This window comes from Pyramidobacter porci, assembly GCF_009695745.1.
Lineage (GTDB): Bacteria > Synergistota > Synergistia > Synergistales > Dethiosulfovibrionaceae > Pyramidobacter > Pyramidobacter porci.
The window spans coordinates 47507-71206 of the sequence record NZ_VUNH01000008.1; the positions used below are offsets into that span (position 1 = coordinate 47507).

Sequence of the window (23700 nt, forward strand, 5' to 3'; positions counted from 1 at the left end):
AGATGTGTGCAGTAAAAACAATTCACTATATGAACCAGTTCTATGGTCAGATCGGCGGCGAAGAAAAAGCCGGCGTAGGCCCTTCCGTTCTCGATGGAGCTAATAACCTTGGCAAACAGATCGAAAAGGCTTTTAACGATGAAATCGTTATTGCTAAAACCATCATCTGCGGCGACAACTACGCTGCCGAGCATCCTGAAAAAATCAAGGATTTCGTTTTTCAGGTAATCAAAGACAACGATGCAGGGTTCTTTATCGCCGGTCCCTCCTTTGCCGCCGGCCGCTATGGCATGGCGTGCGGCATGCTGTGTCAGGCTGTCGCCAGAGAATTGAAACTGCCAGTTATCGCCGCCATGAACGAAGTCAGCCCCGGCGTCGATATCGCCAAACGCGACGTGTACGTCGTAAAAACGAGCGATTCCGCTCGCGATATGAAAAACGCTTTGGCCGGAATGGCACGTATCGGCACCAAGCTACTCAAAGGCGAACGCATCGGTCTGCCCGCCGAAGAAGGCTATCACCCCCGCGGCATCCGCGTTAATATTCGCGAGAAAAAGCGCGGTTCCCGCCGCGCCGTCGACATGCTGATTGCCAAAGCAACCGGCACCCCCTATCTCACGGAATTGCCCATGCCCACCTATGATCACGTACCGCCTGCGCCAGCAGTGAAAGACATCAAGCACGCGCTTCTGGCCATTGGCACTGAAGGAGGCATCGTTCCCCGAGGCAATCCCGATCACATCGAGGCCCACAACGCTTCCAAGTGGAAGAGTTACAGTCTTGTCGGCATTGAAACGCTGAAAGCCGGCGACTACGAAGTAGCCCATGGCGGTTACGATCCTGTCCCCGGCAACGCCAATCCCAATCGCGTCCTGCCGTTGGACGTGGCGCGCGCCTGTCAAAAAGAGCTTGATTTTGGCGCGTTGCTTGATGAATACCCAGTGACCGTCGGTAACGTGACCGCCGTGAAATCCGCCGAGAAGTACGGTCACGAAATGGGACTGAGACTTCAAGAGAAAGGCGTGCAAGGCATCGTTCTGACGTCCACTTGAGGCACTGGTACGCGTTGCGGTGCAACGCTTGCCCGTGAGATCGACCGTGTCGGCATCCCTGCGGTTCTGATCACGGCCGTTCCCTCGATCGCTCTGACCGTCGGCGCTAACCGCATTGTTCGCGGCGTTGCCATCCCTACACCTATCGGCAAGCCGGACGAAGAGCCTAACGACGAGTATGCAATCCGCATGAAGATCTTCAAAAAAGCGATCGAAGCTCTTGCAACTTCAATCGACAAGCAGACGGTCTTCAACGTTGACTAGAAATGTTAGTTCTGTCCAATAATCCTCAGGTCTGGGATTCTTGTCAGGTGAACTATGAACGGATTGAAGGCACGCCGCGGGAAGTCCTGTATAGAGCGCTTGACCTGGTGGGAAGCGGGGAGTATTCTCTCTTTGCGCACCCCGTCGCAGGGAATGAACGTCTTCTGCGCAACCCTTACCGCACGGTGGTTTTGACTCAGACCCCGCCGGCGCGCAGACGCATCCCGCAGGATCGACAGACGGCTTTCATCAACAGAGCCCTGGACAAAGTGGAAGACATCGAATACGGCGAGATTCCCGCCGGAACTCACGCGGATTACGCAACCGTCGATTTCGAGCTTTTCAAAACGACGATGAACAGCGCTGAAAACGGGGAGCGGCAAGAGCTCCTCTCTCTCCGGCAGCAAAAATTCAAAACGTGGTGATTGGCATGAGCATCAAAGAAAGACTGAAAGAACTGGGCATCGAGCTTCCGCCCGCGAACAAGCCCACGGGATCCTATGTGCCCGCCACGGCTTCGGGAACGCTGTGCTTCTCCTCCGGACAGACGCCGCGCGTCAACGGCGAGGTCGCGTACACCGGCACAATGGGCGCAGAAAACGGCCCCAGCCTCGAAGAAGCCTACGCGGCCGCCCGCGTCTGCGCCATCAACTGTCTGGCCGCCGTCGACATGGCCGCCGGGCTGGACAACGTGGCACGCGTCCTCAAGGTCACAGGCTTCATCAACGCCGCTCCGGGCTTCACGCAGACGGCCAAAGTGCTGAACGGCGCCTCCGATCTGCTGCTCGAGGTGTTCGCTCAGGCCGGTCGCCACGCCCGCAGCGCCATCGGCATCCAGGCCTTGCCCGGCAATGCGGTCGTCGAAGTGGAAATCGTTGTCCGCCTCAAGGAGCCACGCGAATTCCCCGCAGACTGACCCCATGCTCTGCAAAAAATCCCTGCCGCTTTCGCGGGCAGGGATTTTTCATGCCGCTTAAAAACAGGAACGCTTTCGCAGCTTCCAGCCGCCGCGGATCTTCGCAGTCAGGACCACCGGCTAAGCCGGTGGCTTGCTCTGGCCCTATAAGGGCCTCTTACCGGCCACCCTCTCGGGCTCTGAAAAGGCTGACAAGCGCACCTCTATCACAGGCAAGCCACTAAAGTGGCTCTTTACTTGCCTCTTCTCACCGACTCACCCGTAAACGGGTCTTCCAGTTCTTTCAGGGTGAGCTGATCTGTCAGCTTGTCCTCCTGAAGTTGATTGTGAATATATTCTATTATCTTCTTTTCATTGCGCCTTACTGTATCCACATAATAGCCTCGGCTCCGGAATTTTCGGTTCCCATACCTGTATTTCAGGTTCGCGAATCTATCAAAGATCATCAGTGAACTTTTGCCTTTCAGAAATCCAATGACTTCCGATACGCTGTATTGAGGCGGTATTTGCAGCAGCATGTGGATATGATCGGGACACGCGTTTGCCTCCAATATTTCTACTCCCTTGCGTTCACACAGCGTTCTCAGTATTTTCCCAATTTCTGCTCTGAGCTTGCCATATATGAGACGACGTCTGAATTTAGGGGCAAAGACAACATGATATTTGCAGTTCCAAGTCGTATGTGATAAAGTTTCATTGGCATTCTGTGCCATTTCTAAGCTCCCTTCGATTATTTCGGATGCGGTTGCCAGCCTCATCTATCTTAATCTCAGGGAGCATTTCTTTCACTTCGATAAAAAACAAAATACTTGACCATAGCTTAAAGCTTCCTGAACCCCCGGCACAGCCGGGGGGTTTCTTTGAACAACAAAAAACCGCCTTCCCGACGCCGGGAAGGCGGTTTTCGATATCGATTTTTCGCGGAGCGTTACGCTTCGAAGGTGCCCTTGGCGAGCACTTCGCCGTCGCGCATCATCACGCGGCCGCGGCCGATCAGCGTGCGCAGGCGGCAATCCTTGTCGAGGAGCATCAGGTCGGCGTCGAAGCCCTTTTCCAGCCGGCCCTTGCCGGGCAGCTTGAGCCAGGCAGCGGGATTGGCGCCGGCGAACGCGAAGATCTTTTCCAGCGGCGCGTCGCCTGCGCGTGCGCAGTCGCCGATCGCCTGAAGGATGGAGGCGGGGTCACCCACGCCCATGCCGGCGAAGTTACCCGCCGCGTCGAAGCGCGGCATGCTGCCGTTGCCGTCGGAGCTGAAGCAGACGTGCGACAGGTCGGCTCCTTCGGCCACGTAGCGGGCGATCGCGCCGGGCGTCTTTTCGTCGGCGGTGATGTCGGCCACGCCGCCGGCCTTGACCCAGGCGATCGCGTCGTCGAGGAGTTCGGGGCAGCGCGTCGTGTGCGTCGGCATGAACTGGCTCAGCGGCACGCCGGTGCCGCTCACGGCTTCGCGCAGCGGCTCCAGTCCCGAAGCCTCGCTGCCCATGTGCACGCAGACGACGCCGGCTTTGCCGGACAGCATCCCGGCCACGCGCGCTTCGGAAACCAGCGCGCGGATCGTCTCCACCGCAGGATGCGAGGAGCGGTGATCGGACAGCGCGATCTTGCAGCCGATGACCTTGTCGATCCAGGCGATGTCGTGGCCGACCCTGCCCGTGATCGTCGGCCCGGGCAGCTGATAGGAGCCCGTGTACATCCACGTGCTCAGCCCTTCGATGTCGAGCGCGCGGGCTTTGGCCAGCAGTTCGGTGAGCGAGCGGCTGAAGCCGTCGGTGCCCAGCAGGCCGACCGCGGTCGTGATGCCGGCCTTGACGAACGTAGAAAGCTGCGCGGGCGGCGTGCGGAAGTTAAACGCGCCCTCGCCGCCGGCGCCGCCGAAATGGTTGTGATGATCGACGATACCGGGCGCGGCGACGCCCCCTTCCGCGTCGATGATTTCGAGACCGGGAATTTTCACGTCGATCCCCCTCTCCACGGCGGCGATTTTGCCGCCAAGGATCAGCAGATCGGTCAAGCCCACGTGTTCGGGCGCGTACAGATCGATGTTTTTCAGAAGCAGCGGATTATGCATTTATTTTTTCCTCGATTCGCAACAAACAATCCATAGAAATTCACGAAAAGAAATCGCAGGCCGGTTCGGTCTGCGATTTCCCCCCGACGTGCGCCCTTATTTGCTTTCCGCGGTCTTGTTGCGGAAAATCGCGATGTTGCAGAACGCGTAGATCCAGGCCAGCACCGCGCCCGCGTAGCACATGATCGTCCAGGGCAGGTACTCCAGCACCGGCACGTCGAGCACCGACGCCATATAAACGCCGGCGGCCGACCAGGGAATCAGCGGCACGACCACCGTGCCAGAATCCTCGAGCGTGCGGGACAGCACGTTGCGGCGGATGCCGAACTCGTCGAAAGGATCGCGGTACATGATGCCGGGCATGATGATGCTCAGGTAGGAATTGCCCGTGCCGAGAGCGGTGATAATACCCGTCAGCGAGGTGGAGAACACCAGACGGCCAACGCTGCTCTTGATGAAGCGCTCGCGCATAGCGCTGGTGATCACCTTGATCGTGCCGGTGCACTCGAGCTGCCCGGCGAAAATGTAGGCGAAGAACACGACCACGACCGAGCCGGACATGAAGGAAAGCCCGCCGCGGCTGAGCAGGCTGTCGACCACCTTGACGCCCGTCGCCGCCTTGGGACCGCTGGCCATGATCTTGACGATCGCGGGGAGCGAATGCCCCTGCATCATCGCAAACGGCACGGCGGCGATCATCGAGGCCCAGAGCACTGGGATCGTGGGCTTGCCCATGTAGGACAGCACCAGCATGACGGCGGCGGGAAGCAGCACGAGCGGCGTCAGCTTGTAGGATTTCTCGATCGCGCCGACGATCTCGTTGATGCGGGTCATGTCCATCGTGTCGGCGCCGGACGAGCCGACGTAGGCGTACACGGCCAGGCCGATGCAGAACGCCGGCAGCGTCGTCCACATCATCGATTTGATGTGATCCATGATGTCGCACTCGGCGGTCGCGGCCGCCAGGACCGTGGTGTCGGAAATGGGACTGATCTTGTCGCCGAAGTAGCTGCCCGCGATGACCGCGCCCGCGGTGGCGGCGGGATTGATGCCGAGACCGTGACCGATGCCCATCAGCGCCACGCCGAACGTGGCCGCCGACCCCCACGAAGTGCCCGTCAGCACCGAGGAGATAGCGCAGATCACCGACGCCGAGACGAGGAACGTGCTGGGACGGAGGATCGACAGGCCGACTTTGATCAGATAGGGCACCGTGCCGCCGGCCATCCAGATGGCGATCATCGGGCCGACGATCAGCAGGATCAGGATCGCCCCCGAAGCGCGGGCGACCATCGGGATGACGCCTTCCTTGAACATATAATCCCATGTGAAGCCGTAGCCGAACACATAGACGATCGTCGTCGCCAGCGCGACGATCAGGCACAGCATGCCCGTGTCGAAGTTCATGAACAGTTTGCCGACGATCATGATCGCGAGGATCATCACCATGATCGCAATCGCGCCGCCCAATGTGACTTCCTTGTGCGGCTTTGCCGTTTTTTCCGCCATACTCCTTCAACCTCCCGTATCAAAAACCAAGGCCGCGCCCTTCGTCAGGGCCCTTTACGCCGCCAGCCGGCATCAGACCGCCGGCCGCAAAAAAAACGAGGCGTCGCCCGCCGGGCGACAGAATATTGGATACAGATTTGAATCCGCGTGATTAGTATAATTTAAAATATTTACTCTGTCAACGGAAAATTTTTCGGTGCGGAAAAACGTCCCCAACGCGGCCGGAAACGGGAAAGACGGGAACGCGCGCAAAAAAATGACGGGGCGCCCGTCGAGAGCGTTCCGTCACTGAAAAATGCGCGTTATTGCCTTTCCGTTTCCTCCAACAGCGAACGGTAACGAAACGTGTTCAGCACGTGTTCCTCCATCAGCCGGCGGCTGCGCTCGGCCTCGTGGGCCTCGAGCGCGTCGATGATCAGGGAATGTTCCTTCCAGCTCGGCACGTTTTCCCCCGTCGAACGCGTTCGTTCCCGATAAAATCGGGTATAAAGCAGCGTATACATCGTAGAGCGCCAATAGCTGCTGTTGAAGAAGCGCAGCAGGTACACGTTGCCGGAAAAAGAGACGATCAGGCGGTGCAGTTCTTCGTTCAACTGCGCGTACTGTGCTTTCTCCTCGGGAGTTTGCCGCTCTCGTCCGAACAATTCCGCCTCTTTGGCGTTGATCGCGCGCAGCACCGTCACGTGTTCCGGCGTGCAGCCATGCGCCAGCCACGCCGCGGCGGCCCCCTCCACGGCGGCGCGGCTGTAGAAGATCTGCCGCATGTCCTCCGACGACAGCGCCGGCAGCAGATAGCCTTTGCGGCCCCGCTCCTTGACCAGGATGCCCTCCGCGACCAGCCGGCTGAGCGCGGTGCGCAGCGGCGTACGGCTCATCGACAGGCGTTCGGACAGATCCGGCTCGAAAAGCCGCTGCCCGGGAACGATCTCGCGCTGACGGATCAGCTCCACCACGGTGTTGAACGCGCGCAGCTCGGCGTTTTGCTTCAACGCTTCTACCTCTTGCTCCATCGAAAATCTCCCTTCCGACGTCGCTCTCGACGCTCGAAAAACGTTCCTCCGGCAATGAAGCGCCGCCGAACGGGAACTCTTTTTCCGGATATCCGCTCCCTATTGGCCGGTACGCGCGGCGAGACGGCGGCTTTTCAGCTTCCAGCGGCCGGAGTTGAAATAAAGCCACAGCAGCGCGCCGCGCACGCCCAGGTCGAGATCCATGGCGTACCACGCGCCAGCCAGCCCCAACCCCAGCTTGTTCACGAACATCCAGGCCGCGCCCAGACGCAGCCCCAGCATGGAAAAAATGCCCAGCCACAGCGGCGCGGTCGTGTCGCCCGCGCCGCGCAGCGCGCCCGAACTGGTCAGCGCCGCGCCGAAAAGCGTCTCCACCCACGCCACGATGCGCAGCGCCCGCGCGCCCTGCTCGATCACGGCCGCGTCGGACGTGAACACGCGGATCAGCCATTCGGCCCCGAAGTACATGCCCGTGCTCACCGCCGCCATCACGCCCAGACAGAGGTGGATGCAGGCCCGCCCTTCGGCTTCGGCGCGCCGTTCGTCGCCCGCGCCCAGGGCCTGGCCGACCAGCGTCGTGGCGGCGATGGCGATGCCGTAAACGGGATTGTAACACACGCCTTCGGCCGTCGTGGCCAGATAATGCGCCGAGACCGACACCGTGCCCAGCGCGGAGATCACCGACATGTAGAGGATCTGCCCGCTGGAGAGCACGATGCGTTCGGCCGCGATCGGCAAACCGACGCGCAGCAGATCGTTCAGGCGCTTTTTTTCGAAGCGCAGGAACCGCGGCGCCGACAGTTGGAGATCGCTCCGGCACCGTCTCAGCGCGGCCGCCATGGCAACCGCCGCCAAAACGATCGAAACCGCCGTCGATACCGCCGCGCCGCGCACGCCCCAGCCCATGCCCCACACCGGCAGGCCGCCCAGCCAGTCAAGATTCCGGCTGGGATAGATGAGCAGAAAGTTGCCCGCCACGTTGCACAGGTTGGCGGCGACTGAGATCTTCATCGGCGTCACCGTGTCGCCGGCGGACTGGAGCACGCTCGCCATCGAACGCTCCGCCACGAGGAAGGGCATGGACGCGCCGACGATACGCATGTAGGCCGCCGCGTCGGGAGCCACGTCGGGGGCGGCGCGCATCCAGGCGACGTACAGGCCGGCGCAGGATTCGGCGGCCGCGGTCATGCACAGGCCGATCAGCGTGCCGAGCATGACCGCCTGCGCGGCGTAGTGCCCCGCCAGCGCGTAGTCCTTCGCGCCCCAGCAGCGCGCCACCAGCACGGAAGCGCCGCCGGCGGCGATCATCGTCACCGCGTAGGCCAGCCACATGGGCTGCGCGTTCAGCGCCGCAGCCGCCGTCGCCGCGGCCCCCAGCGAACCGACCATGGCCACGTCGACGATGTTCACCAGCGTGAACATCACGTTTTCGAAGACAGCCGGCAGCGCCAGACGGATCACCCGCCTCAGCGTGCCCCGAGGTTTCTTTTCCATGCCTCTCCCCGTCCCTTCGCGCCCACTTTACCAGCTTCGCGGCGTTTTTGCAAAAAGAAAATGAAAGGCAATCTTTAAATAAAACTGATACGGCGAGCTGCGCGATTCATGCGGGGGACGATCCGAAAAAAGCCGGAGATCGTCGTGATCTCCGGCTTTTTTCGGATGTTTTTTCGCGGCGGATTATTCGCCCTCGCCCTCTTCGATGTGGATCGTCCTCAGCTCGTAGTCCAGCGAGCCCATACCGATCTTCGCGCCGTGCTCGAACTGAGCGTGCGGAGCGGCGGCCGGATGAAGGAGCTGGAACTTGTCATCGCCCGCGTGGAAATAATGTTCTTCCACAGCCGAGCCCGAAGCGGCCACGACCATGTCGTAACAGGCTTTGTCCAACGCCACGGGGTCGGTGCTGGCGGCAATGCCGATATTGGGGACGATGGGCGTGTCGCTCCAGCCGCAGCAGTCGCACAGCGGCGTGATGTCCATCATGACGTTGATGAACAGCGGGCGCACCTTGTCCTTGATCGCGCCCCAGGCGTACTCGGCCATGCGGCAGTTGAAGCTCGACTTGTCCTCGTCGGCCGTCCAGATCATGCCGACGGCCCTGGTAGGGCAGACGGTCATGCACTCGCAGCAGCCCAGGCACGGTTCGGCGTGAATATGCGACGTCGTTTTGCCGGCGGCGTCTTTCTCCATCGTGATGGCGTGTCCGGGGCAGTTGCGGAAGCAGCGGCCGCAGCCAATGCATTTTTCTTCGTCGACTTCGAGATGAACGGCGTGCTGGGCCTTTTTGCCGCGTGCCGGCACGCAGCCCATGGCGAGGTTCTTGATCGTGCCGCCGTAGCCGGCCGCCACGTGCCCCTTAAAGTGAGACACGACGACGAGCGCGTCGGCTTCGGCGACGGCGGACGAGATTTCGACTTTTTTGAAGTACTGGCCGTCGATTTCAACTTCGCGGAAATCGTTGCTCTTCAGGCCGTCGGCGATAATCAGCGGCGCGCCGGTCACTTCGTAGCCGAAGCCGTTTTCGATGGCGGTGATCAGGTGATCGACGGAGTTCTTGCGGCTGCCCACGTAGAGCGTGTTGCTGTCGACGAGGAACGGCTTGCCGCCGCATTTCTTGATCTCGTCCACGACGGCGCGGATGAAAATGGGGCGCAGATAGGTGTCGTTGCCCTTCTCGCCGAAGTGCAGCTTCACGGCCGTGAGCGCGTCCTTCGCGACGGTCCTTTTGAACTCTACGGCCTCGACGGCCTTTTTCAGCACGTCCACCTTGCTGACGCCGGGCGTGAAGGGCGCGAACCAGACCATCGACTTTTTATTTCCCATTGTGAAAATCCCCCCTGCGAATTTTTTCACCGCAACGACTCCCCCCGGAACCGCCCGCGGCTGTTCGACGAAAGTTTACCACATAAAGCGAACTCCAAGTCAAGCGGGCACTCAAAATAGGCGATTTTACCGATTCGCATTTTCAGACACACTGGCTTATAATTTCTCAATGAGACCCATCAGGATTCAAGGAGTGTTGCCGATGAAAAAAATCTTCTCGTTCGCCGCCGCGCTTTTGCTCGCGTGCTCTTTCGTTCGCCCGGCCGAGGCCGTCGACGCGCTGTCGGTCATCGCCGGCGGCGCCGCGGAACCCGCCGCCGATACGGCGGCGTCCGCGGACCAGACCGCCGCCAGGGACGAAATCCCCCAGCCTTACGTTCCCTCCGCCGCCGATGCGGAGGCCTGCAGCAAGCGCCTCGCCGAGATCGAACGGATTCTCGCCGAATTGGAAAGCCTCAAAGCCGACGAAGCCGCCGCCCGTTTCGGCGTCACCGCCGAAGACGTGACGAGGCGCGTCGAAAATCTGACGCTGCTCAAAAACGCTTACCCGCGCCTCATCAACGCCATCGGGCGCAAAAAGCAGGACGACGCCGACCTGGCCCGGCAGAAGGGCGACACCAGTTCGCCCGAACTGACGCTGAACGACAAACCGCCTTACAAGCTCAGCTACTACGACTCTTACATCGGCAACCTCGACGATATCCGCAAGCAGATCGACGACGCCAAAGAAGGTCTGGCGCGCTTCGACTCGTACGCCGCCGCCTCGCAGAAACTCGTCGAGGAGCGCGAAGCGGCGTGGCGCCTCGCCCGCGACAACTATCAGAAAGAGCAGAACCAAAAGACTTCCTGGCAGCTTCAGGGCGCCGCGTATCTGCTGGAAATCGCCCGCGCCCAGCTGATCCTCGACGGTTTCGAAAAAGAACGCGCCGCTACCGCCCTCGCGAAATACGAGCTGCAGTATCAGCGCCGCGGCTATCTGCAAAAATATATCCGCGAGAACCTCGACCTGAGCGCAGAAAGTTTTGCCGCCCAGATCGCCGCGCTGAACGCCGAGATCAAAAAGCTGGAAGACTCGCGTCCGGCCCTGAACCGCCAGCTCAAACAGGCGGAAGCCGCCGCCGAGACCGCCGAAATGAAATACGCCGCCGTCGCCGACGACAAAGACAAAGGCGCCGCCCAACTGGAAATGAGCTACCGCACCGCCGAGCGCGACCGCTACCGCCTGCAGCTCGAACAGCTTCAGGAGACGCTGGTGCTCTACGCCGAGCGCAAGCGCCTGTGGACGCTGCGCTACGACCTGGCCCGCGGCGCCGTCGACGAAACGACCATTCCCGCCGTCGTCAAAAACATGAACGCCGAAATCAAAACCCTCGAAAACAACCTGCTCGACGTACAGAAGGATCTGCTCTCGCTGCAGAGCCGCCAGTCCGCTATCAGCAAGATGCTCGACAGCGAAACGACCGAGGCCAAATATCTGCCGGGGCTGAAAAAATACAGCTCCGCCGTGCAGGCCTCTATCGACAGCTGCCTCAGTTACACCGCCGCCGTCATCTCGCTGTCCGCGCAGGAGCGCGCTTTCGCCGGCGAACTGCAGGAGACCTACAAGACCGTGTCCACCTTCGACAAGATCCACGCCTTCTGGAAAACGCACGCCGCCACGCTTCTGAACACCGAGCTGTGGCAAAGCGGCGGCTACGCTGTGCGCCTCAAGGAATTCCTGATCGCGCTCGCCATCATCGTCTTCGGCACGTGGGGGGCCCGCAAACTGGTGCACATGTTCTCGTGGGTCGTGGGCAAATATTTCAAGTTCGACGAGACCAGCCGCCGCACCTTCGACCGTTTCGTGTTCTACCTCGCCGGCATCGCCATCTTCCTGACGGCGCTGCACATCGTCGGCATCCCGCTGACGGCCTTCGCGTTCCTCGGCGGCGCTGTCGCCATCGCCATCGGTTTCGGCGCTCAGAACATGTTCAAGAACCTCATGGGCGGCATCCTGCTGACGCTCAACCGACCCTTTCGCCTCGGCGACGTCATCGAAGTGGCCGGCGTCTCCGGCACCGTTACCGACTTAGGCGTACGCTCCACGCTGATCCGCACGTTCGACGAAAAAGAAGTCGTCGTCCCCAACAGCCAGCTGCTCGACAACCAGCTCATCAACTGGAGCCTGTCCGACGCGCTGCTGCGGGTCAGCGTCGATTTCGGCGTCGAGTACGGCACGCCGGCGAAGAAAGTCAAAGACGTGGTTCTGCGCATCGCCGACGCCAACCCCAAGATCCTCAAGAATCCCGCGCCGTGGGTCTATTTCGCCGATTTCGGCGACAGTGAGCTCAACTTCTCGCTCTACTTCTGGGTCAACCAGAAGATCGCCAGCGGCATGAAAGTCAGCGGCGAACTTCGCGAGGCCATTCAGGAAGTCTTCGCGCAGGAAGGGCTGCGCATGGCTTACCCGCACATTGACGTGAGCATTTCCAACGCCGGCGAAAAACAGCGGACATCACAGCTGCAGAATCTTTAAACACGAAAAATGCAGACAGTCCATCGGAACTCAGGATTGTCTGCATTTTTATTTATACGCAGGGACATGTCCGTTCATGCCCGCTTCATTTTCCTCGTACATTATCTTCCGCGGCTCGAACTTTTCGGCGGCGGTTTAGATTCATTCGCTCCTTCCGAAGCGGCATGCGGCGAAAAAAACACGTCCAGCACCGACGTGAAGGAACGAATATCAGAGTTCATGCCATCGTGGAGCCAGTACATAAAGAATCCCATCAATACATGCTCATAGAATGAAACCAGCGTTGTGCGATCCTTTTCATAAAAGGGATGGTTCTGCTGCTTTTCCCGTACGTACCGCACCGCGCTGCGTTTCACAAATGTCTCGATATTCCGCACCAGGATCGTCTTGTAGACCGAATGAAAGAGCCGCAGAATCTCTCTGCGGTGAGCCAAGCAGTTGTTCGCCAGCGACGCCACGCTGTCGTACAGACCGCTCAGTTCGCGGTCCTCCCCGACAGGAGCCAGCCATTCCTTCAGTACCGCCTCCATCAGCGATTGAATGCTGTCGTAGTAATAATAAAAGGTGTTGCGGCTGATCTCGCAGCGATCGGTGATGTTCTTCACCGTAAGCTTGCCGTAACTGCTCTCCTTAAGGATCTGCACAAACGTATCATGAATCGCTTTCTCCGTGTAATTAATCATGGTTGTACCTCCGCTCAACTTGCCGTGAGCAGTCTCCGCGGCCCCGCTCCGAAGCCCGCGGGGGCGGCTTTCCCTTCCCTGCAGAAGGTCTTATATCATTGCACGAATTCAATGGAATTTATTGTACTGCCTGAAGAGCGGTTTATGTCATCCGTAAAAACTACAGTTAACTTTTTTCGGAACTCTCCATGAAATCCGCTGAATCCCTCCTGACTAAAAACGATCCCGAGAAATATTTTCTGCTTTTTGCGGAACGAAGAAGGCGGCCCGAAACGGGCCGCCTTCTTTTCTTTACCGCATTCCGCCTTGTGGAGCACAGCAAGAAAGCTCGTTGATTCAGTTTAGAAGTTCAGGAATGTGCGGAAACGAACCAGATTGTTATCGTACGTCGGATCAACCGTGGTACCGTTCATGCGGCCGTCGAAATCGGTGTAGTCAAGATAGAAAGCCAGGTTCGGGCTGTACTGATAACCAACACCGACGGTCCACTCCTTGGCGTCTCCATAGTCGTCCATATCGTACTTTCCATAACGCTCGTACGTGCTGAACTTCGCACCCCACATCTGGACAGCGGAAACCTTCCAGACTTCAAGATCTTCGGCAATGGGCGAAGAACCGCTGATTTTGTTGATTTCGAAATTGGTATTCAGCGTGAAAGGAGCGGCGCCGTTCTGATAGATCCAGCCCTTGTCATACTGCATGTATTCGGCGCGCAGGTCGGTGAATTTCAGCACGTCCTGGCTGACGTCAAGGACCACCTTCCAGGCCTTGGGATCATCGTCAACAGCGCCGTCGATGTCTTCCATGAAGTAAGCGCCGCTGAGCTTCAGACCCTGGCCGAAGTTGAAACCGAGTCCGAACCAATAAGCATCCATATTGAGGTCCTTGGCGCCGCCCGTGCCGTCGCCGTTGAACCAATAGCCGTTGGCGCTGACGAAGAAACGTTCGCTCTCGTACTTCAAACGGGCTCCGTAAATTTCGTCGCCGACGTTATCGGTGTAAACGCCCTTATCGCCCGCTCCTACGTTGCTGGCGGCAAAGCCCTCGACGGTGAGCCCGCCGCGGTTGTACTTCAGATCGGCACCGCGGATCGTGGTATCGAAGAAGTTGGATTCGTCATCCCACATAGGCGTGGTCACATGCAGGCCGTCTTCGCCTTCCCAGTCGTTGGCGAAAGCGCCCAGCTTGGCAGTGAGCCCTTCGGCGCCAAACAGATCTTTGACGGTGACCCAGTAGCGGTCGATCTTATCGTTGTGCCACCGCATTTCAAAGCTTACGCCGTCAGACAGATCCTTGTGCATGAACAGACGGGCGCGGTTGTACTGAAAGCCGTCGTCCATCACGCCGGAACCGCCGTCGTTATCCCAACCGTGATAGTCGAAGCGCAGCTGCCCCCAGATCCTCAGGCCGCCGAGGCCCTTCTCGAGCGCGCTCAGGCGGCTGTCGAAGCCGTCCACTTTCACGCCCAAGGCTTCCAGCTCCGGCTGGAATTCCACCACCAGCGCCTTCAGCTTCTCCAGGTCTTCACCGCTCAGGCCGCCCGCGGCCATCATGCGCGCCACCATCGTGGCGATCTCGTAGCGGGTCATGGCGCGGTTGCCCTTGAACGTGCCGTTCGGATAACCCTCCAGGATTCCCTTCGCGCTCAGCTGCTCCACGGCGTCGTACGCCCAGTGGTTCATCGGCACGTCGCTGAACGGGTTCGCGGCGAACGCCGGCGCGGCTGCGGCCGCCAGCGATGCGGCGGCGACTACGGCGAGCATTTTCTTCATACTCATTCTCGAAACTCCTCCTCAAAACGGAACCATGACTTGCGGCGTCTCATGACGCCGTTTCCCGGCCGGGAACAAACCGTCAGGAGAGAGTTCACAAAAAGCTTTGGGAAGGAGTGGCCTCGTTTCCTCATTCCTCTTCGCCTTTTTTCGTCTCGTTCCCCTGAGTCTTCTCCAGACCGTGAAACCGTGTTCTCTATCGTACAGGAAACCATTCTTTTTCATGATTTCCCTGAACGCAGATCCTCTTCGGCGCAGTTGGAATTCTCTTTTCGTTCGAGATATTTCACGCGCTTTTTCAGCACATGGCGTTCAGCTTTCAGGTTTCCGATGCTGGCTTTCAGACAACGGTTCTCCACTTTCAAGCGTTCCAACTCGCCCATGGGCGGGCTTTCCTTACGGCTGCGTCCCGTTCCGCGAAGATCGTCAAGACCGTGCTCGCCGTATTTGCGGAACTTGCTGACCCAAGAATACACCTGACCATAACTGACGCCGTACTTGCGAATGGCTTGAAGGTAGTCGGCACCGTGATCAATGCAATAGTTCACGATCTCCAGCCGTTGCTCTTTACTTGTCTGTTTTACCCCGCTCATGGAAATTCCTCCTCAGTTCATCGGGAAAGGCTTGCAAAAGACCGAAAACTTCTTTCCAGAATCGCTGTGGAATTTCGCCCGACGCGCGGTCTTTATGCCCAAAAGCCACACAGGCACCCTCTACGAACCGACGCTCAGCCCCGCTGTTCACAAAACAGAACTCTCGAGGTTTTTCGGAATCATTTTACGAAACTCACATCTTTTCTCAATTGTCAGTAATTGAAAGTGACCATTTTTTGTTCACTTTCAAAGAGCTGTATAGAATTTAACGATTTTTAAACGGACGGGAACTGTCCAACCGGGGACAAACGCCGCCGCGATACCCAAACTCAGGCGCAAAGCCCGGCGTCGTCCTCCAAACCCAAGGGACATGCTCCACAGGGAACAAAAGAGCGCGGAATGCCGATGACTCGGGAGTCATCGGCATTCCGCGCTCTTTTGTTTTTCGTTTCGCCACTCCAGACGGTCAGACGTTACGACAGTTCCCGGTGCGGGATCAGCGAGCGGTGAATCTTCGCCACGATCTTGCGGATCCGCCGCGGCGTTCCCGGCGCCACGCAGGGACGATGGGCGTCCTCGGGGAAGAAGACGGCGAACATGCCGCCCGTGCAGTCCAGCGTCAGCCCTTCGCCCTTGAAGAACTGGATGTCGCGATCTTCGTCGTACTCCCCAAGCGGCGTCACCCGCCCCAGCGGCGCGCAGCCGATCAGCTCGTCTCCGGCGATCGTCATCTGCACGTCCACAAACTCGCGGTGCGCCTCGAAAAGCGTCCGCTCGAGCGGCTTCGTCTCCGGCTCGTCGATGGAAAACCACGCCTTGCCGGGAATCAGCTCCGTCGTGCCGGGACTCAGCTCCTTCAGGTCGGCGCGGGCCAGCTGGCGCACGGCCCAGGCGAAGACTTCGCCGAGGCCGCTGTAATTTCTCGCGTCGTCGATATGCGCGTAAATCATAGACTCTCTCTCCTTCGGATAAAAAACGCCGTTTATCTGAAACAGTCGAAAAGCTCTTTCACCTCGTAGCCGGCCACCCGGCGCGAGGCGAAAGAGTCGTACAGGCGCATGGACGCCTCCTCGAGCGCCGAGGGGCGCACGCCGATGCGGATCGACTCGCGCGCTTCGATGTAGGCCGACAGCTTGTCGCAGACTTCGATAACGCGGCCGTCGACGGGATCCATCTCGTCGCGCCCCTCGGCGTCGGCAAGATCGCGGCCGATGACGCGCACGCGGCCGTTCGTGCGGACGCGGTTTTCGAACTCGTCCATGACCATGTAGAGCACGTCGTCGCGCCACGCCGGCGGCAGCAGCGGGAACAGGTTCTCCTCGACGCCGCGGCGTTCCAGCTTTTTGACCAGCTCGTCGAGCCCCTTGACGGAGCGCTTCACGGGCGAAATGATGTCGCGCGTCAGCACCTCGGGCAGGTCGTGGAAGAGACCGCCGTAAAAATCGTTGCGCCGCCGCCGCGCGCCCGCGCCGATCTCGAGCGAGATGAGCCAGCTCAGCAGCGCGACCACCAGCAGATGGCCGAGCACCGACGTGGGCGGCAGGCGCTGGACCTGCGCCCAGCGCTTCTGGAACTGCAGCTGCCCGACGAGGCTGATCAGGTCGTTGAAGGCACCGCCCTCCGGCGAGAGGATGTCCTCCACCGCGGCCAGATCGCGGTATTTTTCGATCTCGCCCATGATCTCTTCGCGCGTCTTTTCGATGCCGTACAGCGGCTTGCTCCAATAGTAGATGAAGCCGAACTCCCAGCGCGTGGCGATGTAGTGCGCGGCGCCGAGGATGCGGTCTTCGAGGCTGTCGGGCACCGATCCGAGATAGGCGCGGCACTGCCCGCACAGCGGATAATCGAGCGGCGACAACAGCGGCTCGAGCTGGGCGTAAACCCAATCGTTGAGCTGACGCTGCTGCGCGCGGTCCTGCATGAGGCGGTGGAAGACGGGCGGCTTGATGTCAGTGACGAGCACGCGGTGCAAAAAGCTGAACGCGCCGTTGGCGACGAGCCGGTTCCAGTCGACGGCGCGGCCGCGGTCTTCTTCGGCGCGGGCGATGAAATAGGCGATCATCGCCTTGTGCGCCTGCTTGTCGATCTCGGTGAACTGGGCCGTGCGCGGATGGTCGTTCCAGCGCTCGATGCTCGAGGCGGAAAAAATCAATTCCATCAGGCCTTTTGAAATCATGAAACGTTCGTCCCTCCTTCAGCGGGGATTCCGCACCGATTATAATGGATGGCGCCGTTTTATGACAGCCCGGCCGGTCTTCATGTATTATAATAAAGGATCTTCGAAACCGCGCTCTCGTTTCGAGGACGAACAGGAGGTTTGACCATGAAAAAAATCATTCGGACGCTGCTGACGTTTCTGATCCTGACAGTCCCGCCGCTGACGGCGGCGGCGCAACAGCCTTCCCCCGAAGAACAGGCCGCGGAGAAATTCTTCTTGAGCCGCAACTGGAAGTCCGTCGAGACGCTGCTCGAACAACGGGAAAAACTTTCGCCGCGCGCCCTGTCGCTGGCGGCGAACGCGCTTTGGTATCAGTCGCGCTGGGGCGACGCTCTGGAAGTGATGGAACAGATCGGCAGCCGCTATCCCAGAAGCGTCGTCCCCTATGCGAGCCTGCTCAAAGCGCTGGCGCTGGAACGCACCGGACGGCCCGGGGAGGCCTATCAAGCCGGACTGGCGCTCTATCAGGCAAAATTCACGCCGCGGCTGGCACGCTACTACGCCATGTATTTGCTCTTCCGCCTCACCGAGAACGTCGACGAGAAGGAAAAATGGCTGCGCCGCATGGCCGACGCGACCAGCAGCGACGATCAGGAAGCGGAAATGCTGAGCGAGCTGGCCAAGCTCGGCCGCATGAAGTCCGCCGACGCGCTGCGCCTGCTCAAGCTGGAGCCGCGCAACGCCGCCGCGCTCAAGATCGCCGCAAAAGCGCCTTCGTCGCTGCAGCGCAGCTACCGCCTCGGCTACGCCGCCTACCTCGACGGCCGTTATCAGGACGGCGTCAAATTCCTGAGCCAGCTCAAATGGGACGGGGCTTACGGCGAGTCGGGGACTTACTACCTGGCCATGTGCTATCAGCGCCTGGGGAAACCGCAGCTGGCCGCGCCGCTTTTCGAGAAGCTCGCCTTCAAAAAAGACGGCGATTACGTGGCCCGATCGCTCTCGCGCCTGTCGCTGATGATCGGCGGCGCGGCGGAAAAAGCGGCGCTGAGCGCCATGCTCAAGGCCGCCGATGACAAAAACGCGTTCCGCGCCGCGTCGGCGCTCTATTCGCTGGCCACCAGCCACTGGAGCAAAGCCGAAGAAGCCCGTGACGATTACATCGAACGCTTTCCCAATGGGACGCGCGCGAACGCGCTGCTCTGGGGCAAGGGCTGGGACGCTTTCCGCCGCAAAGATTACGAGACGGCGCTGAAAAACTGGAAACTTTCGGCCGCTCAACCCGGCGACCTGAGCGCCGCCCGCCTGCTCTACTGGCACGTCAGAGCGCTGAACGATCTGGGGCGCGCCGCCGAAGCGGAAAAATACGAGAAAGAACTGGGAGACGATCACGCCCTGAGCATCTACAGCTTTATGGCCTTCGACGGAGGCTCGCTCAAAATCGCTGACGCGCCGCTGCCGAAGGACCTCGCCCCCGCTCCCGCGAGCGAACTGGAACGCTGGGGCTTCATGACCCACGCCCGCATGCTGCTGACCGGCAGAAACGATCTGCCCAGCCGGATGCGCCGCTCTCAGCTGGCTCGCTGGCTCGGCCTCGAAGGACAGGCGTACGCCGACCTGCACGGCGCCATCGAGAGCAAACTGAAAGGCCGCGAGATCCCCCGCGCCCTGCTGGAGCTCGTCTACCCGCGCCCCTATCGCGCCGCCGTCGAAGCGCAGGCCGAAAAGTTCGGCGTCGATCCTCTCCTGGTCTGGTCGATCATGAAGCAGGAAAGCTCGTTCGATCCCCGCGCCACCAGCTGGGTGGGCGCGGCCGGCCTGATGCAGCTCATGCCGGCCACGGCGGCCGGCGAAGCCAAAAAGATCGGCCTGAAAAAGTACAGTCCCTACAATCCCGCCGACAACATCGCCATGGGCGCGTCGCACATCGGCGGCCTGATCGCCCGCTTCAAGCGCCTCGACTGGGCCGTATCGGCCTACAACGCCGGCGGCGGCAACGTGAACAAATGGAACGCCGAGCGCGGCGGCTGGGAACAGGACGCCTGGATGGAAGGCGTTCCCTTTCGCGAGACCAACGATTACGTCAAAAAAGTCCTCGGCAACTACGAAGTGTACAAAAAGCTCTACGGCGACTTCTACGCCAAGCAGAAAGAGAAGCGCGAAACCGCCCAAAAGGCGCCCCCCAGCGGCCAGACTCCGCCCGTCCATGAATAAGTCCGTCTGCTGGATCGCGGGAGCCGGCGAGTTCTACGCCCCCGCCTTCGCGCCTCTGCCCGGCGATTACGTGATCGCGGCCGACGGCGGCTATGAATCGCTGCGCCGCCACGGAGCGACGATCGACATGGCGCTGGGTGACTTCGACTCGCTGGGCTATGTGCCTAAACACCGCAACGTCGTGCGCTGCTCTCCCGTCAAGGACGATACCGACATGGCGCTCGCCGTCAAAGAAGGACTGTCGCTCGGCTACGAGCGCTTCGCCCTGCTGGGGGGGCTCGGCGGGCGGCTGGGGCACACGCTCGCCAACCTGCAGACGCTGATGTACCTTTCACGTCGCGGCGCGCGCGGCTTTCTGATCGGAAAAAACGAAACCGCCACAGCGCTGACCGACGGCGAGCTGTATTTCAGCGACGCGCACCGCGGTTACCTCTCGCTGTTTTGCCTGAGCGAACCAGCCTGCGGCGTCACGCTGCGGGGCCTCAAATACGAACTGACGGACGCGACGCTGGAAAGTTTCGTCGCCCTCGGCGTCAGCAACGAATTCACCGGCCGGGAAAGCTCCGTGGCCGTCGCCCGCGGCACGCTCGTCGTCCTGTGGCAGGACGGCCGTCTGGAAGAAATGCTGCGCGCTTGACGCGGGCGCCGCAGGAACTATAATTTCAAACGGGAACTTCATCACGCAGGGGAGCCCGCACAGACGGGCTGAGAGGAGGCCGCACGGCCTCGACCCTTTGAACCTGATACGGGATCATGCCGGCGAAGGAAGCGCTTTCTGAAAAGGACGGGGGAGAGCCGGCACGCCGGCTCTCCCCCGTCCTTATCTGCGGCGAAAATCGCCCCCCGCGGCGAACGCCTCTGGTGAACACTTCTGATGAAAGAAGGGAAACTCATGATCTGCTCAAGAGAATCGCTGCGTCTCTACGCCGTCACCGACCGCCATTGGCTGGGCGCGAAGACGCTGGCGCAGGCGGTGGAAGAAGCGTTGCGCGGCGGCGCCACGATGGTGCAGCTGCGCGAGAAAGATCTGCCCGACGACCTTTTTCTGGCCGAAGCGTTGGCGATCAAATCCGTCGTGAAAAGGTACAACGCGCCGCTGATCGTCAACGACCGCGTCGAGATCGCGCTGGCCTGCGGCGCTGACGGCGTCCACCTCGGGCAGGACGATGCGGATCCGCGCGCGGCGCGTCTGCGGCTCGGCCCGCGCAAAATCATCGGCGTCTCGGCACACAGCGTGGCGGAGGCCGTCGTTGCCGAGCGTAACGGCGCCGATTATCTCGGTTCGGGGGCGCTGTTTCCGACCGGCACCAAGGACAACGCCGCCGCGCTGCCGCTGGACGAACTGAAACGCATCGCTGAGGCTGTCTCCATCCCCGTCGTGGGCATCGGCGGCATCACGGCGGACAATCTGCCGCGGCTGAAAGGCTCGGGGCTGTGCGGCGCGGCCGTCGTCTCGGCGCTCTTCGCCGCGCCCGACGTCGAAGTGTCGGCGCGCCGCCTGCGCCGTCTCGCCGACGAAATTTTCGGCGCCTGAATTTTTTTCGCAAAGGAGTCTTTCCGATGATATATAAAGTTCTCACGATCGCCGGTTCCGACTGCTCCGGCGGCGCCGGCGTCCAGGCCGACCTCAAGACCATGGCGGCCCACAAGGTGTACGGCATGAGCGCGATCACGGCGCTGACCGCTCAAAACACCACCGGCGTCTTCGGCGTGCTCGAAGCTTCGCCGGAATTCGTGGCGCAGCAGATCGACTGCGTCTTCGACGACATCCGCCCCGACGCCGTGAAAATCGGCATGGTGTCCAGCGCCGCCATCATCTCGGCCATCGCCGCCCGGCTCAAGGCTTTCGGCGCGCGCAACATCGTTGTCGACCCCGTCATGGTCGCCACCAGCGGCTCGCGCCTGCTCGACGAAGACGCGACCGGCGCGCTGCGCGGCGAACTGCTGCCATTGGGAACGGTGATCACGCCCAACATCCCCGAGGCGGAAACGCTCTGCGGCTTCGCCATCGCCGATCACGACGACATGGAACGGGCGGCCCGGCGCCTCGCCGCCGGTTTGGGCGGCGCCGTGTTGATCAAGGGCGGACACCTGACCGACTGCGCCGACGACCTGCTCTTCAGCGAAGGACGCCCCGTCTGGCTGAACTCGCCGCGTCTGGACAATCACAACACGCACGGCACGGGCTGCACGCTCTCGTCGGCCATCGCCTGCCATCTCGCCATGGGCCGCAGCGTCGAAGAAAGCGTGCGCCGCGCCAAAGCCTACGTCACCGGCGCGCTGCGGGCCGGGCTGAATCTCGGGCGCGGCCCGGGACCGCTCGATCACGCCTGGGCCGTCAGAGAAGCGGACTGATACCGGATCTCACGTTGACACGGTGAGGCGGCATTGTTATAATTCTCCAAAATCAAAATTTTAATAATCAAAAAACGACCGTTGAAAGCTGACGGTTTTATACAAATAAGGCGAGGTGTTTGCATGTCGTTATGGATTCGCAATGCGGCGATCGCCACCATGGACCGCGAAAACCCGGGCGCCGATTCGGCGGTCGTCGTCGGAGATTTCTTCGCCTACGTGGGCAGCGACAGGGGGGCGGAAGCGTATCTGAAGGAGCATCCGCAAAAAGATCTCGAAGTGCTGGACTGCGGCGGGGCGTTTTTGATGCCCGGCTTCAACGACAGCCACATGCACTTTCTCCATTACGCGAAGTCGAAGCTGGGCGCCGTCGATCTGCGCGGCACGAAATCCGTCGGCGAGATCGTCGAGCGCATGAAGAAAGGTCTTGAAAAGTACGATCCGGCCGCGGGGCTGTGGCTGCTCGGCGAGGGCTGGAACCACGATTACTTCACCGATGAAAAGCGCTATCCCACGGCGGCCGATCTCGACGCGGTGACGACGGAGTACCCGCTGCTGGTCATGCGCACGTGCTTCCACGTCGGCGTACTCAACTCCAAGGCCATGGAGCTGATCGGACTCGACGCGGCCGCGGCGGAAAAGATGGGCGCTTTCGCCGGCAAAAATCCCGACGGCTCGCCCGACGGCGTCGTCAAGGAACATATCGTCGACACCATCAAAGCCAACCTGCCGGCGCCCGAACTGAAGACGCTGCTGAACATGGTACTGGTCTGCCAGAAGGATCTGTTCGCCTGCGGCATCACGAGCATCCAGTCGGACGACTTCAAGTACACGCCCGACGGCTGCGCCTACGAGATGATGCGCCTGCTGCGCGACGCCTCTGAAGACGGCCGGCTCAAGGTGCGCTGGGGAGAGCAGGCGCTGCTGCCCACCAAGGCCGAGCTCGACGAGTTCTTCGATCGCAAGGGACTGGACGACAGCTACGGCAACCGCAGCTTCAAGATTTCCACGGTCAAGCTGCTCACCGACGGATCGCTCGGGGCGCGCACGGCCTACATGCGCCGGCCCTACGCCGATGATCCCTCGACGCGCGGCCTGCCGACCTACACGCAGGAGGAACTCGACGCATTAGTGCTGAAGGCGCACGAGAACAACATGCCCGTGGCCATGCACGCCATCGGCGACGGCGCCATGGAAATGGCGCTGAACGCCGTCGAGCGCGCCCGCAAGGCTATGCCCTACGTGCATCCACGCCACGGCGTCGTTCACTGCCAGATCACCGACCGGCGCCAAGTCGAGCGCTTCAGGGAGCTCGACGTGGTCGCCTTCATCCAGCCGATTTTCATCGACTACGACATGCACATCGTCTTCGACCGCGTCGGCCGCGAACTGGGAAGCACTTCTTACGCCTGGAAGGATTACATCGAATCGGGAGTACACGCGCCGTTCGGCACCGACGCGCCCGTGGAAGATTTCAATCCCATGCGGGGCCTGTACTGCGCGGTCACCAGCCGCGACCTGAACGGCGAGGGACCGTTTTTGCCGCGGCAGATCCTCAGCCGCGAGCAGGCGCTCTACGGCTACACGGCGGCCGGAGCCTGGGCGACGCACGACGAGGACGTGAAGGGCAAGATCAAATCCGGCATGTACGCCGACTTCATCACGGTGGACCGCGATCTGCTGAACTGTCCGGAGCGCGACATCCTCGCCGCCAAGGTCACGGCGACGTATATCGGCGGCGAAAAAGTGTTTTAAGGGACCGCGCACGCGG

The 23700-nt window shown here is 60.8% G+C and carries 20 protein-coding genes and 1 riboswitch; of the genes, 9 read left to right on the forward strand and 11 right to left on the reverse strand.

Features of this window, described 5'->3' with window-relative positions; all coding sequences use genetic code 11:
• Positions 1–2: 2 nt before the first annotated feature.
• The 3 genes from FYJ74_RS07990 to FYJ74_RS08000 are packed head-to-tail and all read left to right on the forward strand — an operon-like array spanning position 3 to position 2232.
• The gene (locus tag FYJ74_RS07990) at positions 3–1316 is read left to right on the forward strand and encodes a glycine/betaine/sarcosine/D-proline family reductase selenoprotein B (RefSeq protein WP_154529053.1); all 1314 of its coding nucleotides are present in this window, start codon (positions 3–5) and stop codon (positions 1314–1316) included.
• A 2-nt stretch (positions 1317–1318) separates the two neighbouring features.
• Positions 1319–1741 (forward strand): GrdX family protein, encoded by a 423-nt coding sequence (locus FYJ74_RS07995; protein ID WP_229769422.1) that lies wholly within the window; start codon positions 1319–1321, stop codon positions 1739–1741.
• A gap of 5 nt (positions 1742–1746) precedes the next feature.
• Entirely contained in the window at positions 1747–2232 is a 486-nt protein-coding gene (locus tag FYJ74_RS08000; protein WP_154529055.1) for a RidA family protein, read from the forward strand.
• A gap of 233 nt (positions 2233–2465) precedes the next feature.
• On the opposite strand, the gene tnpA is transcribed toward FYJ74_RS08000, so the two are convergent.
• The 6 genes from tnpA to FYJ74_RS08030 all read right to left on the reverse strand — a co-directional run bounded on the left by tnpA (position 2466) and on the right by FYJ74_RS08030 (position 9639).
• Positions 2466–2945: an IS200/IS605 family transposase gene (gene tnpA, locus FYJ74_RS08005; protein ID WP_154529056.1), complete on the reverse strand. Its 480-nt coding sequence runs from the start codon at positions 2943–2945 to the stop codon at positions 2466–2468.
• A 215-nt stretch (positions 2946–3160) separates the two neighbouring features.
• Positions 3161–4300, reverse strand: a complete 1140-nt coding sequence (iadA, locus tag FYJ74_RS08010; RefSeq protein ID WP_154529057.1) for a beta-aspartyl-peptidase — start codon at positions 4298–4300, stop codon at positions 3161–3163.
• Positions 4301–4396: 96 nt separating this feature from the next.
• Positions 4397–5809: a Na+/H+ antiporter NhaC gene (gene nhaC / locus FYJ74_RS08015; protein WP_154529058.1), complete on the reverse strand. Its 1413-nt coding sequence runs from the start codon at positions 5807–5809 to the stop codon at positions 4397–4399.
• Positions 5810–6111: 302 nt separating this feature from the next.
• Complete coding sequence (locus FYJ74_RS08020; protein WP_154529059.1) at positions 6112–6819, reverse strand: GntR family transcriptional regulator; 708 nt, start codon at positions 6817–6819, stop codon at positions 6112–6114.
• Positions 6820–6918: 99 nt separating this feature from the next.
• Complete coding sequence (locus FYJ74_RS08025) at positions 6919–8313, reverse strand: MATE family efflux transporter (RefSeq protein WP_154529060.1); 1395 nt, start codon at positions 8311–8313, stop codon at positions 6919–6921.
• A 183-nt stretch (positions 8314–8496) separates the two neighbouring features.
• The gene (locus FYJ74_RS08030; protein ID WP_154529061.1) at positions 8497–9639 is read right to left on the reverse strand and encodes a DUF362 domain-containing protein; all 1143 of its coding nucleotides are present in this window, start codon (positions 9637–9639) and stop codon (positions 8497–8499) included.
• Between the two features lie 202 nt (positions 9640–9841).
• On the opposite strand from FYJ74_RS08030, the gene FYJ74_RS08035 reads away from it, so the two are divergent.
• Positions 9842–12154, forward strand: coding sequence for a mechanosensitive ion channel domain-containing protein (locus tag FYJ74_RS08035; RefSeq protein WP_195838859.1), 2313 nt, complete (start codon positions 9842–9844; stop codon positions 12152–12154).
• Positions 12155–12255: 101 nt separating this feature from the next.
• Here the strand turns inward: FYJ74_RS08035 and FYJ74_RS08040 are convergent, their stop codons facing one another.
• The 5 genes from FYJ74_RS08040 to FYJ74_RS08060 form a co-directional block, all read right to left on the reverse strand.
• Positions 12256–12837, reverse strand: a complete 582-nt coding sequence (locus FYJ74_RS08040) for a TetR/AcrR family transcriptional regulator (RefSeq protein ID WP_154529063.1) — start codon at positions 12835–12837, stop codon at positions 12256–12258.
• Positions 12838–13178: 341 nt separating this feature from the next.
• A complete protein-coding gene (locus FYJ74_RS08045) occupies positions 13179–14615 on the reverse strand; it encodes a porin (RefSeq protein WP_154529064.1) in 1437 nt (478 codons plus the stop codon).
• A gap of 215 nt (positions 14616–14830) precedes the next feature.
• A complete protein-coding gene (locus FYJ74_RS08050; protein ID WP_154529065.1) occupies positions 14831–15202 on the reverse strand; it encodes a helix-turn-helix domain-containing protein in 372 nt (123 codons plus the stop codon).
• A 473-nt stretch (positions 15203–15675) separates the two neighbouring features.
• The gene (locus FYJ74_RS08055) at positions 15676–16152 is read right to left on the reverse strand and encodes a YhcH/YjgK/YiaL family protein (RefSeq protein WP_154529066.1); all 477 of its coding nucleotides are present in this window, start codon (positions 16150–16152) and stop codon (positions 15676–15678) included.
• A gap of 32 nt (positions 16153–16184) precedes the next feature.
• Positions 16185–17378 carry an HD domain-containing protein gene (locus FYJ74_RS08060; RefSeq protein ID WP_154529067.1) on the reverse strand — a complete coding sequence of 398 codons (1194 nt, stop codon included), beginning with the start codon at positions 17376–17378 and terminating at the stop codon, positions 16185–16187.
• Positions 17379–17525: 147 nt separating this feature from the next.
• Between FYJ74_RS08060 and FYJ74_RS08065 the strand changes: the two genes are divergently transcribed.
• The 5 genes from FYJ74_RS08065 to FYJ74_RS08085 all read left to right on the forward strand — a co-directional run bounded on the left by FYJ74_RS08065 (position 17526) and on the right by FYJ74_RS08085 (position 23684).
• Complete coding sequence (locus FYJ74_RS08065; RefSeq protein WP_154529068.1) at positions 17526–19574, forward strand: lytic transglycosylase domain-containing protein; 2049 nt, start codon at positions 17526–17528, stop codon at positions 19572–19574.
• On the forward strand, positions 19567–20211 hold the full coding sequence (locus FYJ74_RS08070; protein WP_154529069.1) for a thiamine diphosphokinase: 645 nt from the start codon (positions 19567–19569) through the stop codon (positions 20209–20211). Before FYJ74_RS08065 ends, FYJ74_RS08070 begins: the two co-directional genes overlap by 8 nt.
• Before the next feature lie 37 nt (positions 20212–20248).
• Positions 20249–20359, forward strand: a riboswitch (TPP riboswitch).
• Positions 20360–20466: 107 nt separating this feature from the next.
• Complete coding sequence (gene thiE / locus FYJ74_RS08075) at positions 20467–21108, forward strand: thiamine phosphate synthase (RefSeq protein WP_154529070.1); 642 nt, start codon at positions 20467–20469, stop codon at positions 21106–21108.
• Positions 21109–21134: 26 nt separating this feature from the next.
• Positions 21135–21929 carry a bifunctional hydroxymethylpyrimidine kinase/phosphomethylpyrimidine kinase gene (gene thiD, locus FYJ74_RS08080; protein ID WP_154529071.1) on the forward strand — a complete coding sequence of 265 codons (795 nt, stop codon included), beginning with the start codon at positions 21135–21137 and terminating at the stop codon, positions 21927–21929.
• 123 nt (positions 21930–22052) lie between these two features.
• Positions 22053–23684, forward strand: coding sequence for an amidohydrolase (locus FYJ74_RS08085; RefSeq protein WP_154529072.1), 1632 nt, complete (start codon positions 22053–22055; stop codon positions 23682–23684).
• Positions 23685–23700 lie beyond the last annotated feature (16 nt).